Source organism: Bradyrhizobium sp. USDA 4452 (assembly GCF_054063575.1).
Genome location: NZ_JBSSGK010000001.1, coordinates 2464677 through 2479178, shown reverse-complemented (window position 1 = coordinate 2479178; position 14502 = coordinate 2464677). Strand labels below are relative to the sequence as shown.

The 14502-nt window shown below is 65.6% G+C and carries 14 protein-coding genes and 2 pseudogenes; 3 read left to right on the top strand and 13 right to left on the bottom strand.

Going from position 1 to position 14502, the window contains the following annotated elements; genetic code table 11:
* Nucleotides 1–2: 2 nt before the first annotated feature.
* The 9 genes from ACVISU_RS11855 to ACVISU_RS11815 form a co-directional block, all read right to left on the bottom strand.
* Nucleotides 3–2213 carry a Tm-1-like ATP-binding domain-containing protein gene (locus ACVISU_RS11855; RefSeq protein ID WP_456707059.1) on the bottom strand — a complete coding sequence of 737 codons (2211 nt, stop codon included), beginning with the start codon at nt 2211–2213 and terminating at the stop codon, nt 3–5.
* Nucleotides 2206–2988, bottom strand: coding sequence for an ABC transporter ATP-binding protein (locus tag ACVISU_RS11850; RefSeq protein ID WP_207835482.1), 783 nt, complete (start codon nt 2986–2988; stop codon nt 2206–2208). The genes ACVISU_RS11855 and ACVISU_RS11850 overlap by 8 nt, the downstream gene beginning before the upstream one ends.
* On the bottom strand, nt 2981–4066 hold the full coding sequence (locus ACVISU_RS11845) for a branched-chain amino acid ABC transporter permease (protein WP_456707058.1): 1086 nt from the start codon (nt 4064–4066) through the stop codon (nt 2981–2983). The genes ACVISU_RS11850 and ACVISU_RS11845 overlap by 8 nt, the downstream gene beginning before the upstream one ends.
* 1 nt (nt 4067) lies before the next feature.
* Entirely contained in the window at nt 4068–5078 is a 1011-nt protein-coding gene (locus ACVISU_RS11840; RefSeq protein ID WP_456707057.1) for a branched-chain amino acid ABC transporter permease, read from the bottom strand.
* A gap of 121 nt (nt 5079–5199) precedes the next feature.
* Nucleotides 5200–6018, bottom strand: coding sequence for a helix-turn-helix transcriptional regulator (locus tag ACVISU_RS11835; protein ID WP_456707056.1), 819 nt, complete (start codon nt 6016–6018; stop codon nt 5200–5202).
* Between the two features lie 138 nt (nt 6019–6156).
* Nucleotides 6157–7407: an ABC transporter substrate-binding protein gene (locus ACVISU_RS11830; RefSeq protein WP_050401637.1), complete on the bottom strand. Its 1251-nt coding sequence runs from the start codon at nt 7405–7407 to the stop codon at nt 6157–6159.
* Between the two features lie 832 nt (nt 7408–8239).
* On the bottom strand, nt 8240–8959 hold the full coding sequence (locus ACVISU_RS11825; protein ID WP_456707055.1) for an SDR family NAD(P)-dependent oxidoreductase: 720 nt from the start codon (nt 8957–8959) through the stop codon (nt 8240–8242).
* Between the two features lie 20 nt (nt 8960–8979).
* Nucleotides 8980–10224 (bottom strand): acyl-CoA dehydrogenase family protein, encoded by a 1245-nt coding sequence (locus ACVISU_RS11820; RefSeq protein WP_050401639.1) that lies wholly within the window; start codon nt 10222–10224, stop codon nt 8980–8982.
* A 115-nt stretch (nt 10225–10339) separates the two neighbouring features.
* Nucleotides 10340–11122 (bottom strand): helix-turn-helix domain-containing protein, encoded by a 783-nt coding sequence (locus tag ACVISU_RS11815; RefSeq protein WP_456710810.1) that lies wholly within the window; start codon nt 11120–11122, stop codon nt 10340–10342.
* Here ACVISU_RS11815 and ACVISU_RS11810 point away from each other — a divergent pair.
* On the top strand, nt 11094–11288 hold the full coding sequence (locus ACVISU_RS11810) for a hypothetical protein (RefSeq protein WP_456711002.1): 195 nt from the start codon (nt 11094–11096) through the stop codon (nt 11286–11288). The genes ACVISU_RS11815 and ACVISU_RS11810 overlap by 29 nt on opposite strands.
* A gap of 119 nt (nt 11289–11407) precedes the next feature.
* Here the strand turns inward: ACVISU_RS11810 and ACVISU_RS11805 are convergent.
* Nucleotides 11408–11521: pseudogene (locus tag ACVISU_RS11805) on the bottom strand (SDR family oxidoreductase); the annotation flags it as partial.
* Between ACVISU_RS11805 and ACVISU_RS11800 the strand changes: the two are divergent.
* Nucleotides 11507–12304: pseudogene (locus ACVISU_RS11800) on the top strand (LysR substrate-binding domain-containing protein); the annotation flags it as partial. The pseudogenes ACVISU_RS11805 and ACVISU_RS11800 sit on opposite strands and share 15 nt — an antisense overlap.
* A gap of 37 nt (nt 12305–12341) precedes the next feature.
* On the opposite strand, the gene ACVISU_RS11795 reads toward ACVISU_RS11800, so the two are convergent.
* The 3 genes from ACVISU_RS11795 to ACVISU_RS11785 all read right to left on the bottom strand — a co-directional run bounded on the left by ACVISU_RS11795 (nt 12342) and on the right by ACVISU_RS11785 (nt 13451).
* On the bottom strand, nt 12342–12494 hold the full coding sequence (locus ACVISU_RS11795) for a hypothetical protein (RefSeq protein WP_456707054.1): 153 nt from the start codon (nt 12492–12494) through the stop codon (nt 12342–12344).
* A gap of 131 nt (nt 12495–12625) precedes the next feature.
* Entirely contained in the window at nt 12626–13090 is a 465-nt protein-coding gene (locus ACVISU_RS11790) for a hypothetical protein (protein ID WP_050401643.1), read from the bottom strand.
* Nucleotides 13091–13115: 25 nt separating this feature from the next.
* Nucleotides 13116–13451: a hypothetical protein gene (locus tag ACVISU_RS11785; protein ID WP_456707053.1), complete on the bottom strand. Its 336-nt coding sequence runs from the start codon at nt 13449–13451 to the stop codon at nt 13116–13118.
* 115 nt (nt 13452–13566) lie between these two features.
* On the opposite strand from ACVISU_RS11785, the gene ACVISU_RS11780 reads away from it, so the two are divergent.
* A complete protein-coding gene (locus ACVISU_RS11780; protein WP_456707052.1) occupies nt 13567–14499 on the top strand; it encodes a LysR family transcriptional regulator in 933 nt (310 codons plus the stop codon).
* Nucleotides 14500–14502 lie beyond the last annotated feature (3 nt).

The window sequence follows — 14502 nt, the reverse complement described above, 5'->3', positions numbered from 1 at the left end:
GGTCACCTCGCCACTCTGCGCCGGCCACCGGCGCGTCCGAGCAATGGACGGAACGCGCTGACGATGGCGGCGGTGAACTCGGGATCGTTGATGTTGCGCTTGACGCGAATGATCTGCCGGTTGCCGGTCTGGCGCACGGTGCGCTCCAGCGCGCGGAACAGCGCCGCGTCGGCGTCGGGGTCCCAGAACGGCTGGCCGGGGGCATCGAGCGCGGAGACGCCGCCTTCGGCGAGGAAGAAGCGCACCGGCCCATCCATCTGGTTGAGCCGCTCGCCGATCCAGCGGCCCATCCGCTCGTTCTCTTCCGGCGTGGTCCGCATCAATGTGACCTGCGGATTGTGGATGTGGAATTTGCGCTGCCGGTAGCGCTCCGGAATGGTGTCGGGCGCGCCAAAGTTGACCATATCCAGAGCGCCGACCGAGCCGACATAAGGCACTCGGCTGCGGATGATGGCGCCGAAGCGATCGTTGGTCGCCGGGAACACGCCGCCCATCAGCAGGTCGCAGACTTCAGTCGTGGTCAAATCGATGACGCCGGCGAGTTGGCCCGACTCGACCAGCTTCTCCATCGAGCGGCCGCCGACGCCGGTTGCGTGGAAGACGAGGCATTCGAAATCCTCGCGCAGATCGGCGGCAATCCTCTGCACCGCCGGCGTGGTGACGCCGAACATCGTGATGCCGATAGCCGGAAGATGAGCGCCGGTATCGCGCTGCTTGCTGGCCTGTTCGTCGAGCCGGGCCTTGACCATGCCGACCAGCGCATGGGCGCCGTTGCCGAGCACCGCGCGTGAGATCGAGTTGAGGCCCTGCACGTCGGTCACCGAATACATCATGGTGATGTCGGCCGGACCGACATAGGGGCCGACGTCGCCGGACGCGACCGAGGAGATGATGAGCTTCGGCACGCCGACTGGAAGCGCGCGCATGCCCGGTGCGACCAGCGACGCGCCACCCGAGCCGCCGGCGGAAATGATGCCGGCGACATTGCTCTGCCGACGCAGCCATCGCTCGAATGCTTCTGCCATCGCCGTCACCGAGGCACCGCGATCGGCGCCGAATACGCCGGAACCGCCGCGGCCGTGGTTCAGCGCGATCTCCTGCGCGGTGACGTCGCAGCTCGCCGCCTTGCCGCTGGTCGAGACGTCGACCAGCCGGGTGCGCAGGCCGCTGCCAGCGACGATGCCGCGGATGAAGCGCAGCTCCGCGCCCTTGGTGTCGAGCGTGCCGACGACCAGCACGACCGGAGGTCCCGATGTCCTCGACGTCGCCGGTTCGTGCCGCGCGCGCGTTGTCTCCTCAAGACGCGTGACGGCGGCGGACTGGGTCCGCGCGGCGGCCTCGATACGGGCGATCGGCACCGGTTGCGACCACCGCGTCGGCAGCACGGGATTGGAGATGTAGATGCGGATCGATCCCTTGCGCTCCGGCTGCGGCGTGCCGGCGGCTTCGACTTTCGCCGGCGCAGCCTCGGCGTCGGTCTCGTCCGCGCCGTGGGTGCCGACGCCGAGCAGCCGCTGCTGCAGCTCGCGGTCGGTCGCAAGCCGCGCGGAGTCGATGATGCGGTTGATGCGGCCATTGACCATGATGGCGACGTTCTGCGAGACCGCGGTCGCGACGCCGATGTTCTGCTCGATCACCAGCACCGACATGTCGCCTTCGTCGCCGAGACGCAGCAGCATCTCCTCGACGTGCGCGACGATGACGGGCGCAAGGCCTTCGGTCGGCTCGTCCATGATCAAGAGCTGCGGGTTGGTCAGCAAGGCGCGTGAGATCGCCAGCATCTGCTGCTCGCCGCCGGAGAGCTGGTTGCCGCCATTGTTCTTGCGCTCGGCGAGCCGCGGGAAGGTGTCGTAGATGCGCTCGATGGTCCAGGCGCCGCGGCGCAGGCCGCCGGCGAGCGCAAGGTGTTCGTCGACCGTCAGCGAGCGCCACAGCCGCCGGCCCTGCGGCACATAGCCGACGCCGAGCCGGGCGATCCGGGCCGGGTTCAGCCGTGTGACCTCCTCGCCGCGGATCCGGATCGAGCCGCCGCTGGCATGGACCAAGCCCATGATCGCCTTGCACAGCGTGGTCTTGCCCATGCCGTTGCGGCCGACTACGGAGAATACACCGGTATCGAGCGTGAGGTCGACGCCCTGCAGCGCATGCGAATGGCCGTAATAGACGTCGAGGCCCTTCACCTCGAGGGCTGGGGCGGCGCGGCGGTCATTCATGGCCGCCTCCGAGATAGAGCTGTTGCACCTCGGGATCGGATTCGATTTCGCGCGGCAGCCCTTCCTTGAAGATACGGCCGTTGTGCATCATCGTCACGCTCTCGACGACGCGCAGCGCGACGTCCATGTCGTGCTCGATGATGATGTAGCCGATATGGGCGGGCAGCGAGGTCAGGATCTCGATCAGCTCGCGTCGCTCGGTCGGCGATAGCCCCGCCGCCGGTTCGTCGAACAGGATGAAGCGCGGCGCGCCCGCGAGCGCGAGCGCGATTTCGAGCTGCCGCTGCTGGCCGTGCGCGAGTTCGGCGACGCGCTGGTCCTTGACGCCGGCGAGGTGCACCGCCTGCACCAGCGTTTCGGTGGCATGCATCAGCGCGTCGTTCTGCCCCGGACGCAGCAACGAGAAGCGGCCGCGCGAGACGCCGCGGCAGGCGAGATAGACGTTGTCCTGAACGGTGAGGCCGGGGAACAGCGCCGAGATCTGGTAGGTGCGGCGCAAGCCGCGGCGGATGCGCTCATAGGGCGGGAACTGGGTGATGTCCTCGCCGAAGAAGCGGATCGTACCGGAGGAGGGCGGGAAGTCGCCGGTGATGCAGTTGAACAGCGTGGTCTTGCCGGCGCCGTTCGAGCCGAGCACCGCACGGCGTTCGCCGGGGCGCACCGTGATGGTGACGTCGGTCAGTGCCGCCAGCGCGCCGAACAACCTTGTCACGCCGCGCAGCTCCAGCGCTGCGCCGGCGCCGACCACGGACAGCCGCTGCGCGACGCTATCCACGGCGGCCTCCGCCTGAACGTTGCGTCGAGGATGCACTGCTGCGCCGCCAGCGTTCCCAGAGGCCGATCACGCCGTCGGACGACCAGAACACGATGGCGAGGAAGCCGAGCCCGATCAGCAGGCGGAAGCGGTTGCCGTCGAGCCCGAACTTGATCAGCACATCGAGCGCGAAGGTACGCAGCAGCACGAAGATCAGCGCGCCGATGAACGGGCCGATCGGCCGCGTGATGCCGCCGACCACGGCGATGATCAGCACGTCGATGCAGGCGCCGACGCTGACCGAGCCCGGCGAGATCTGCCGATAGTTCCAGACCTGCAGCACGCCGCCGAGCGCCGCGATGAAGGCGGCGAAGGCGTAGGCTGCGATGCGGTGCGCGTTGGGATTGAAGCCGAGCGCCGCCATGCGGCGGGAATTGTCGCGCACGCCCTGCAGCGCGAGGCCGAACGGCGCGCGCGAGACGTACTGGACGGCGAAGTAGCAGATCGCGGCGACGCCGAGCGTCAGATAGTAGAACGCGATATCGGCGCGCCAGTCGACGCCCCAGAAATGCGGCGTCGCGACGGTGTTGATGCCGGTATGGCCGTTGAAGATCGCCCAGTTCTGGTTGGTGAAGTAGTAGAACGCCGCGCCGATCGCCAGCGTGATCATGATGGTGTAGATGCCCTCGGTGCGCACCGCGAGCGCGCCGCCGAGCGTGCCAAACAGCGTCGCCAGCGCCAGCGCCATGGGGGTTGCGAGCCACCACGGCCAGCCCAGGCTGATATTGGCGTTGCCGCTCACGCCGAACACCGCGACCATGTAGCCGGCGAAGCCAGCGATGGTGAGCTGCATCAGGCTGACCATGCCGCCATAACCGGCGAGGAACATCAGGCTGAGCGCGATGATGCCGAGGATCAGCGTGGTGGCGAAGATCTCGATCAGGAAGAAGCCGTTGGCGATCAGCGGCATGATCACGAGGATCAGCGCGACCAGCCAGGCCACGGGGTTCTGGAATTCCGGCCGGGCGCGGATCAGGGCGCGGTGGGTCGCGCTGGCGGAGGGATCGGGGCGGAACTGGGTGCTCTGCAGCAACGACATCTCATCGCCTCGCCAGCAGGCCCTGCGGCCGCAGCGCCAGCACCAGCACCATGATCAGGAACGTGACGACGATGGCATAGGTCGGGATGTAGACCGAGCCGAGCTGCTCGGCGAGCCCGATGATGACCGCGCCGAGCGCGGCCCCCGGGATCGAGCCCATGCCGCCGACGATCACGACGACCAGGGATGCGAGCAGGAAGCGCGTATCCTCGCCCGGCGACAGCGATTGGAAGGTGCCACCGACGACGCCGGCGATGCCGGCAAGCCCTGCGCCGAGCGCGAACACCAGCACGAACACGAGCTGGATCCGCACCCCGGTCGCGGCCAGGATGTCGCGGTCGTCGACCCCGGCGCGCACGATCATGCCGATCCGGGTGCGGTTGAGCGCCAGCCACATCGCGATGCCGATCACGACGGAGGCTGCGAAGATCACCAGCCGCACCAGCGGATACTGCAGATAGACCGGCTCGCCCGATGATTTGATCGCGGTCAGCAACGGCAACTGCACCGGGCCGATCAGCCAGCTCGGGGTCTGGACCTGGTAGAAGTCGCCGCCGAACACCCACAGCATCAGGTCGGCGAACACGATCGAGAGACCGATCGTGACCATGGTCTGCCGGAGATCCTGCCCCTCCATCCGGCGGAACACGGCGAGCTGCAGGATCACGCCGACCAGCGCCACCGCGATGAAGGCGATGATGAAGGAGAGGATCCACGACCCGGTCCAGGTGCTGATCGCGTAGCCGATATAGCCGCCGAACAAATACAGCGAGCCGTGCGCGAGGTTGACGTTGCGCATCAGGCCGAAGATCAGCGTGAAGCCGCTCGCCACCAGGAAATACAGCCCGCCGAGCGTGATGCCGTTCAGCACGGCGTTGAGGAACACGCGCTTGCGGCCGATCGCGGCTTCCAGCCCCGGCGGCCAGATCGCGAACACCAGCCACAGCAGCACCGCGACCGCGATGATCACGATCAGCGCCCAGGCTGGATGGCGTTCGATGAACCTGGCCATCTCCGTCGCGTTCCCTCTGACGTCGCGACCGTCTGCCGGGCCGCGTGTCCTTGCATCCTACCGAGGGCGAAAGCTTCGGATTTGATCGAGAGTATCTTTTATCGTTTGCCCGGAACTCCCTTCACGGCCGCAACACCTTGGCGGCGCGGCGATAGTCGGTCGGGGCCATGCCGACATTGGCAGCGAAGAAGCGGGTGAAGCCGCTCTGTGAGGAGAAGCCGAGATCGAAGCCGATATCGGCGATCGGCGCTTCCGTCGCCACCAACGCATCCAGCGCCTGCTCCATGATCAGCGTGTTCATGTAGAGGTGAGGGGTGACGCCGGTTTGGGTCCGGAACAGTCGGTAGAAATGCGGCCGTGACAAGCCGGCCTCGCGCGCGATCGCATCGAGCTCGATCTCGGCGCCGGGACTTTCCGACATCAGCTTGATCGATTTGCGCACCCGGAAATCGGTCACCGCGGCGGCGGCCGGCGTGTCCTGTGCCGCCTGCCAGCTCTCCTCGTAGCAGGAATCGATCAGCTGCCTGAGCTCGCAGTCGAGGCTGCGCAGCGACGGCGCGCCGCACACCAGTGCTGCAGTGCGGCGGATCAGCCGGTCGAGCGCCTCGGTGCGCGGAAAGAAGGTGCGGCCGAACCGCAGGCCCTGCGCGCTCGCGGGCTGCGGCGCGAACCATTCGGCATTGACGTAGAGCACGAAGAAGATCGCGCCATGGTCCATGTCGGTCGGCAGAAAATTGTGCGGTTCCCACGGGTTGACCGCAACCACTGTGTCGTCCTTGAGCAGCAGGCGCTGCTCGGAGACGTCGATCTGCGCCGGCGTGCCGCCGACATGAAAGATCAAGTGCCCTTCGCGGTGCGCATGCACGTTGAAGGGACGGTTCAACTGGTAGACCGTCGCGCGACCGAACCGGCCGTGGAAGACGGCAAGCGCCCTGCTCATGCCTCCCCTCCCGCGGGATGTTCTTGTCTTTTCGACAAGCGTTCATCATCCGCCCGCGGAAAGCAAGGGCGAGCAGGGCTCTTGATGCAACCGCGCGCCTTCGTCACGGCTGGCTTGCTCGCACCTGCAACAAATACGTCAGTACTTCTTGCACTCCGGGACCGTGCGGCTCGGCAGGCCGATCTTGGCGAACACCGCTGGATCGTAGCCAAGCGTCTGGTTGACGTTCGGGATCACCTTGACGACCTTGCTGAACAGCGCGCCCTTGCCGTCATCGACCACCTCGGTGACGAAATTGGTGCCGATCGCCTGGCGGTTGGCGTCGAGTTTGATCTTGCCGTTCGGGGCGTCGATCTCGATCTTGGCCAGCGCGTCCTTGAGCTTGGCCTGATTGTTGGAGAGGTCGCCATTGACCTGCCGCAGCGCCAGGATCAGCGCCATGGTCGAGCCGTAATAGTTGGTGGCCAGCAGCGATGGGCTCGGGAAGCGTTTGCTCTCCGGGAACGAGTCCTGATAGGCCTTCACGAACTTCTGCCAGCCCGGATCCTCCCAGGTATCGGCCTGGCCGCTCGCGGCGATGGTGCCGATCAGCGCGTTCTTGGCACTGCCCTTCGACGACAGGATGGTCTGGTCGATCATGATCGAGCCGCCCATCAGATGCGCCTTGCCGCCGGCCTGCTGATACTGGTTGAGGAAGTTGACGGCGTCGGCGCCGCCGAGGCCGAGATAGATTGCATCGACATCGTCGGGCAGTGCGGCGATGACAGAGGCGAAATCCTTGGTGCCGAGCGGCACCCATTGGCGGTTGGTGACCTGGCCGCCGGCGCCGCAGAACTCGAGCACGAGGCCGAACACCTGGGTGTAGATGAACGAGTAATCCTCGCCGACGGTTGCGATCTTGCGATAGCCCTTGGTCTCGTAGGCGTACTTGCCGAGGCCGACCTGCCACTGCGCGCCGTCCATGTTGTAGCGGAAGAAGTTCGGCGCCGGATCGACGTAGGTCGTCTCCTGCGCGCCGGAGGCGGCGTTGACGAAGGTCAGCTCCGGATGGGTCTTGGCAAAATTCTTCACCGCGATGCCTTCGTCGCCGGACAGCGGCGACAGCAGGATCTGCACCTTGTCCTGCTCAATCAGCTTACGCACCGCGCGCACCGCGGAGTCCGGCGTCGCGTCGGTTGAGGCGACGACGAATTCGAGCTCCTTGTCGCCGATCTTCTTGCCTAGCACATTGAGGGCGGTCTGGTGGCCGCGCATGCCATCCTCGCCGAGCACCGTGTAAGTGCCTTCGAGCGTCGCGGTGACGCCGACCTTGATCTTCTCCTGGGCGAACGCCGTGCCCGAAAGCAACAGGCTGCTCAACGCAATCAGTCCCAAACTGCCTTTCAACATCGCTCTCCTCCCTCTGTGTTGTCGCCGATCTCCACATGGCCTGACGAAGGCCGATGGGTGTCCGGTTGTTGCCGGCAAAGCTAGCCGAAGGCAGGCGCAGCGCGGATGTCGTCGTCGCTTGGGTGCTTAACGGGCAGTCTCATTTTGATTGTTGCGCCGCAACGAGCTTCGCGGCGCAATGTCGCGGTGGTTGTTCGGTCTGTTCGGTGTCATCAACGAAAAAGGGGGCGGTCCAGTATTTCAGAGACAGCAATGCTCGAACCGAGGAGCCGCGGCGTACTGGATCGCCCGGTCAAGCCGGCGATGACAGATGAGAATGAGATACAATTCTGCATTCTCGCGACATGAATTGCCCGAGCTTTGCTGGTCGTTCCGCCCTCTGTCTTGCAGAGGGCGCAGGGAAAGCCGGGTGCCGATCGCACCCATGGGCCCCGTGCAATGGGTAGAAAGCACGGGGGGTAGGACCACAGGTGTAACCGGAAACAACCCGGCTTTCCCTGCGCGATGGGCTACGGCTTACTTCGTGCTCTCCCCGGCGAGACTGGGCTTTTTTGTCACCGTCTTCGCAACGCGCGACCTGCGCAATCGGAAAAGACACCTGCCGTTAGGGCGTCAGGACCACACGACTTCACCGTCCGCTTCATGCGCATTCGTCGACTGCGCACGACCGCGTCCACCGCATCTCGACCCGCGTTCGTGACGACCGCGAAGCGCCCCTCGTTCGGGCGAGACGGGTACATTGAACAGCTGAGTTGGGCGTCATGTCAAGAACGTATTCTGAAAAAACGAATTGCGGGGCGCGAAGCGGCAATCCGGTCCAGGCATCGCCTTGCTAGGGCATATGGTGGCCGGCGGCCTGCCCGCCGTCGACGTGGAGGACTTCTCCGGTCACGAAGCCCGCGCCATCGAGGTAGAGCACCGCGCCGACGATGTCGGAGATCTCTCCCATCCGGCCGACCGGGTGGAGCGCCGCCAGCGCTTGATGCGCCTCCGCCGGATGCATCGGGGTCTTGATGATTCCGGGAGATACCGCATTGACGCGGATTCCGCTCCTTGCATATTCGATGGCGAGCGCGCGGGTTGCGGCGTTCAGGGCGCCCTTGGTCAGCGAGGCGAGGGCGGCGGGAACGCTGCTCATCGGCTGGTCGACGAGACTCGTCGTGATGGTGACGATGTGACCGTGCCCCTGCTTGCTCATCAGCTCCAGCGCGCGCCGGGTCATGTTGAAGAAGCCGGTCACGTTGGTCGAGATGTAGCTGGCGTAGTCCTCCTGCGTATAAGCGGTGAATGGCTTTGCCAGGAAGATGCCGGCGTTGTTGACCAGCGTGTCGACGGGGCCGAAGCGCTCCAGCGCTGCCTTGAATACGCTCTCCGCTGTTTCTGCTGCGCCGACATCGCCCGCCACCGTGACGATATCCGCGTCAGCCGCCGGCTTGATCGCGCGCGAGGTCGCGACCACCCGGCAGTTGCGATCCCTGAAGGCCTGCACGATGCCAGCGCCGATTCCCTGCGACGCCCCGGTGACGACGGCTACTTTCCGCTCCGTGCTCATGATTGCGCTCCTTTGCAATGCTACGCCGCGCCACTTGCGGCGAGCGGGCTGTAGTCGTGGCTCTTGAACAGCGTGTGCAATTGCCGCCGGCGGATGCCGAGATTGCCGCCATCGAAGATCGGCAGCGCAAGCGCGTCCTGCAGCAAGCCGCCGAACGGGGTCTCATGATCGTAGCTGTCGATCCCGACCACCCGCATCAGATCAGTGATGACGCGCACGGCGGCCTCGGAGCCGAAGATCTTGGCCTGCACCGAAAGCTCCTCGGCAGCCGGCGACTGGGTGTCGAGAGCATGGCAGGCGCGCCAGCTCAGAGCGCGCGCCGCTTCGATCGTGGTCTTGGCATCGGCGAGCGCGTAGCCGACCGCCTGATGCTCGATGATGGGATGGACGCCGCCGCGCTTTTCGCTGCGGGCAAAATCCAGCGCGAAAGCAAAGGCCGCCCGCATCAGCGCCACCCCGAATATCCCGACCAGCGCCGCGGTGCCGGTGAATGACGCCGCGGCCAGCGCCAGGCCGGCACCTTGCTGTCCCAGCAGATTGCGATGCGGCGCCGCGACGTTGTGCAAACCAAATTGCGGGACAAGGTGCGCGCGATGCCCGACGCTGTCGATCGCACGTTCGAACACGAGACCGTTTACCGGTCCTTCCACGGCAATGATCGAGATGGCTGTATCGGGCGCCGCCGCCGGATCGGTCCGGCACACGATGGTGAGGAGATCGGCGCCCTCGCGATTCCAGCCGGTCGCCGACGACACCCATTTCTTGCGGCCGTTGATCATCCAGTTGTCGCCTTCTCGCCGGGCCGTTGTGCGGACGCCTTCGCCGGGCGACGGCGAGGCGGCGTTGGCGCTGCCGCCCGGCTCGCTGGAGCAGAAGGCGGCGAGCGGCGCGCCGCTGGTCTTCAGGAACGGCGGAAGCAAGCGCTGGCACTGCTCCGGCGTGCCGCCGAGCAGCAGCGGCAGCAGACCGAGCACGCTGCCGAGCATGGTGAGGGTCACGCTGGGGTTCACGCTATAGAATTCCTCGGCCAGGATCGCCATGTCGATCATGCCGGCGTTGTCGCCGCCGGCAGGCGCCGGAATGCATTTGCGCAAGTAACCGGCCGCCACCATCGCTTCGTAGGTCGGCTTGGTGGCGAGAAAGCGCTGCTCCGGCGTTGCCAGTCTTTCGGCGGCCCTGGCCTCGGCCAGTACTTTGCTGGCAAATTTGCGGGACTCGAGCTGCAGCTCGCGCTGCTGTGCCGTGAGCGTGAAATCGATCGCCATGCCAATGCCCTCCGTGTCGGCGGTTCGGGCTTAATGGCTATCGCGGCATGGTCGGGAAATCTTGGATGGCAGTGCCTGATTTCTTGGCGCGGAGTGAACCTAATCTCGCCGCGCTTCAGTGCGCGGCGGCGCGGCGGAATTCGCGCGGGGCGAGGCCATTGTGGCGCTTGAACAGGCGGTTGAAATGCGAGATGTCGCGGAAGCCCGCGGCAAAGGCGATTTCGGCAATGGTCCTGTGGGCAGAGGCGCGATCGAGCAGAGTGCGCGTGCTGGCGGCGATCCGCTGCTCGTTGACATGTTCGCCCACGGAGCGGCCGGTGCTTGCGAACAGGCGGTGTACGTAGCGCTCGGAGCAGCGGAATTTCGTGGCCAGCGCCGGCGCGCCGAGGTCGGGATCGTCGCTGTAGCGGGCGATATGGTCAAGCATGACAGACAACAGCACCGGCGTATGCACGCGCTCCGCCGGCACGTCGGCGAGAATGTCGGGTGCGTGCGCGATCAGCTCGGCGATATGTGTTCCCAGCATCGACGAGGTTGCTGCGAGGCCACCGCCGCTCAGGCAGAGCTCGGCGTAGCTCGCCAGCGTCCGCGACAACGCGCGGCCGGTCTCGGTCGCAGACAGGCCGAGTCGCGGGTGATCGAACAGCGCGTCCGGCAGCAGACGCCGCGGTACGGCAAAGCAGAACAGCTTGAAGTGATGCCGGTGGGCGATCTCGAACGGCTGCGTCGTATCGGCAACCGCGAGATCCCCGGGGGCGCTGATCTGCTCGTGGCCGCGCTGCGAGGTGCGTCCGAGCCCTTCGAGCTGCAGGTTGACGAAACAAAGGTCGTCGGTGCTCGCTGCGATGTGCGAGGCGAGACGGTGCACGATGTGCCCGCTCGCCGTGACCCGCGATATCTGCAGCGGCGCGGCGTCGACCTTGCAGATCGCACCGGCAAACGATTCCTCGGCAATCCTGCGCGGCGAGGCGCACGAAGGCGGCTGCGAGGTCGTCGGCCCAACTGCCGAAGGGCTGATCCGGACGGGCCGGCCTGGTCGACCATTCCATGTGCGCCTCGAATAGACCGTCACTGCGAAGGGCCCAGCGGGGCGAACGATATCGCCGGCCAAACCGGCGGTCAAATTCCGCCGGGGTCCATTTCCCCTGCAAGGATAGACGCCTGCCTGCAGGGAGCAGCGACCTCACTTCGTGGTGTAGCCGCCGTTGACCAGAATGGTCTGGCCGGTCATCCACCAGCCGTCCGACACCAGCAGGCGAATCCAGGGCACGATATCCTTGATGTCGGTGAGGCCGGTCAGCGCGTCGGCGCCCGGCTGCTGCACCGGACGACGCGAAAGGTGTCGCCCACCCATGATGGCGCGGCGTTCTACGAACGAGCCTTGCGCGTCGTCGCCGACGTCGAGGAAGCCGAGACCCTGTTCCGCCGTGCCGCCGCCGAACCGTCGGGCCGGCTCAGGGTCGACGTGCCCGGGCGGATCGAACGCCTGATTATCGCGCCGGCACTGCCGGCTTTCCTGGATCGCTATCCGCAGATCGACATCGACCTCGGCGTCACTGATCGCGCCATCAACCTGATCGCGGACTCCGCGGATTGCGTGGTGCGCGTCGGCCCGCTCGGCGATTCCGGTCTGATCGCGCGGCCGCTCGGCAATCTCGTGCTGATCAATGTCGCAAGCGCGGGATATCTCGCGCGCCACGGCACGCCGCAGACGCCCGACGATCTCGGCGCGCATTGGGCGGTCAACTACGCCTCGCCATCCACCGGCCGTATCGAAGAGTGGGAATGGCGCGAGCAGGGCGCGTTGCGCACCATCGCGATGCGCAGCCGCGTCACCGTCAACAGTGCGGAAGCCTATATCGCTTGCTGCCTCGCCGGTCTCGGCCTGATCCAGATTCCAGCCTACGACGAGCGGCATCTCGATGCCGGCGAGCTCGTCGAGGCGATGCCGCGGCATCGCGCGACGCCGATGCCGATGACGTTGCTCTATCCGCACCGCCAGCATCTGTCGCGGCGACTGCAGGTGTTTGCCGATTGGCTGACCGCACTGCTGAAAGAGCAGCTGCTGGTCGGGAGCTAGGGCTCCAGCGTGATGCGGGCCCGGAAGCCGCGTCGCGTCATCGCCGGCTGTTGCCGGGGCGGGTCGAGGCTGTCCTTGTCGCGCGCTTCACCTCGGCCTTGGGCTCGAAAAAAAGGCCGGGCATCACCGAGACCAGTCCGAAGGTCATTCCGAGGAATGCCAGGAACGTATCCAGAAAGTTAATCTCCATTTTCGTTGTCTCCATTCGGCTTGTACCGGGCTGACCCGGTGCAATGCGCTCTACAAAGCTAAATATGATCCGGTACATTGCTCGGTACAATAGAAACATTGATCTCGGAGCAATACTCTCAATGCTCTCGCCTAGGCAGCGATCCGGCGCTGCGGTGCGTGCCGTTGCTCGATGGCTTTGACGGAGTTTTCGAATGCCTTTTCCAGCACGCCTTTGCCGATGGATCCGAGCACGAGACCCAGAATCCATCCTTTGAAATTCTTGCCGTCGCGCACCACGACCACGTCAATATCGGTCGTCCCGTCTGGCCGTCGTACGAAGTTGTAGGTGTGGCCTGACCTGCCGCCCCACACATTGGAGTCGGTCGTCGTCAGGATGACATGGTCGGGATCTGACCAGTCGTAATACAGACGCTCCCAGATGCTGTTCGAGCCTTCCGTCACGTCCGCATCCGAGGGGCCGCGGTCATGCACCTTAAGATAGGCGTCGGCGCTGTTGCCGAACAGCTTGGAACGGCCTGGTCCGAAGTCGGTGAGGCCGGCGACGTATTGCTCGGGCGTTAACGTCGTCGTTCGGTGAAGGTGGATCGTGGACATCTGTCGCTCCTCCACGGGTGGCGGATCAATTGGAGAGTGCGGGCGACGTGCGGACCGTCACGCTGTCGCCGGTCCGGCTGATCTCCAGGGCGCCTGCCCGGTTCGGCGTCGAGAGCACGGCACGCTGACCAGGTGCCAGTACCGACACGAAGCGCACCGGCGTGCCGGTCTCGCCCTGCGCGAGCGTGGTCACGACGCGATATCCATCGGGCTCGACCGTGTAATAGGCTACGCCGGACACGTCGCCGAGATGGATGCTTTGGGCCTCGATCGGCCTGAGGCCGCGCGCTTCTGCAACTCCAGTCGTGGTGGCAAGTGCGGCGAGGGTGAAGGCGGCGAGAGCGGTGCTGCGGATCGACATGGGATCCTCCATTGGCTTGACGGTTGGAACCTGGGCGGCGGGCGATTGCCCGCCTGCTCCCTTGCCGGAGGAGATGGTCAGGCTATGATCATCGATCAAACAGATGGGATCGATAATGGCCATCGATGTCGTCAATTTGGGTCGCATCGACCTGAATCTGCTGGTTCATCTCGATGCGCTGCTGACCGAGCGGAGCGTGACGCGCGCGGCGGGACGCGTCGGCATTGGCCAATCCGCGATGAGCCACAATCTCGCCCGCCTGCGCGAACTGTTCGATGATGAGCTGCTCACGCGGGCAGCCGATGGGATGCGTCTGACCCCGCGCGCGATGACCCTGGTTGATCCGGTACGGACCGCGCTCGCACAGGTCGAGACGGTGCTGCTGCGCGACCAGTCCTTCGATCCGGCCACGGCGGTGCGGACGTTCAGGCTCGGCCTGTCGGACAGCATGGAAATCCTGATCGTGCCGCGCCTGCTGGCGCGCATGCGCGAGATCGCACCGGGTATTCATCTGCGGCTCTACAATGTCGATAGTTCGCGGCTGCTCGATGACCTCGACGCCGATGAAGTCGATATCGCGCTGTCCTACGGGCAGATCCAGCACGGCCAATTGCATCACAAGCAGCGCGTGCTGTTCACCGAGAGCTTCCTCTGCATGTTCAATGCCGAGAAGACCGGGATCAAGCCGCCGATCTCGCTCGAGGATTACGTCCGGCTTCCGCACGTGCTGACCAGCCTGCGGCCAGGGCTCACGGTGCGCGGCTTTGTCGATGACGCGCTCGAGGAGCTCGGCCTGCAGCGTTCCGTCGCGCTGACCACGCCGCGTTTCCTCACCGTGCCATATCTGGTGGCGCAAGCGCCCGTCATCGTCACCATGGGTGCGCGGCTGGCGCGCCGCTTCGCTGCCGATCTCGGGCTCAGCCTCAGTCCACCGCCGGTGAAGGTGAAAGACGTCACGGTGTCACTGTTGTGGCATGCGTCCTACCACCACGACCCGGCTCATGTATGGTTGCGGGACCAGCTGGTCCAACTGGTCGCCGAACTGTGAGCC

What these genes read in the sequence shown, in the direction of transcription:
- ACVISU_RS11855 (WP_456707059.1), bottom strand. Translation starts at nt 2,213, where the DNA reads ATGAATGACCGCCGCGCCGCCCCAGCCCTCGAGGTGAAGGGCCTCGAC.
- ACVISU_RS11845 (WP_456707058.1), bottom strand. Translation starts at nt 4,066, where the DNA reads ATGTCGTTGCTGCAGAGCACCCAGTTCCGCCCCGATCCCTCCGCCAGC.
- ACVISU_RS11840 (WP_456707057.1), bottom strand. Translation starts at nt 5,078, where the DNA reads ATGGCCAGGTTCATCGAACGCCATCCAGCCTGGGCGCTGATCGTGATC.
- ACVISU_RS11835 (WP_456707056.1), bottom strand. Translation starts at nt 6,018, where the DNA reads ATGAGCAGGGCGCTTGCCGTCTTCCACGGCCGGTTCGGTCGCGCGACG.
- ACVISU_RS11830 (WP_050401637.1), bottom strand. Translation starts at nt 7,407, where the DNA reads ATGTTGAAAGGCAGTTTGGGACTGATTGCGTTGAGCAGCCTGTTGCTT.
- ACVISU_RS11825 (WP_456707055.1), bottom strand. Translation starts at nt 8,959, where the DNA reads ATGAGCACGGAGCGGAAAGTAGCCGTCGTCACCGGGGCGTCGCAGGGA.
- ACVISU_RS11820 (WP_050401639.1), bottom strand. Translation starts at nt 10,224, where the DNA reads ATGGCGATCGATTTCACGCTCACGGCACAGCAGCGCGAGCTGCAGCTC.
- ACVISU_RS11810 (WP_456711002.1), top strand. Translation starts at nt 11,094, where the DNA reads ATGTGCCCGCTCGCCGTGACCCGCGATATCTGCAGCGGCGCGGCGTCG.
- ACVISU_RS11795 (WP_456707054.1), bottom strand. Translation starts at nt 12,494, where the DNA reads ATGGAGATTAACTTTCTGGATACGTTCCTGGCATTCCTCGGAATGACC.
- ACVISU_RS11790 (WP_050401643.1), bottom strand. Translation starts at nt 13,090, where the DNA reads ATGTCCACGATCCACCTTCACCGAACGACGACGTTAACGCCCGAGCAA.
- ACVISU_RS11785 (WP_456707053.1), bottom strand. Translation starts at nt 13,451, where the DNA reads ATGTCGATCCGCAGCACCGCTCTCGCCGCCTTCACCCTCGCCGCACTT.
- ACVISU_RS11780 (WP_456707052.1), top strand. Translation starts at nt 13,567, where the DNA reads ATGGCCATCGATGTCGTCAATTTGGGTCGCATCGACCTGAATCTGCTG.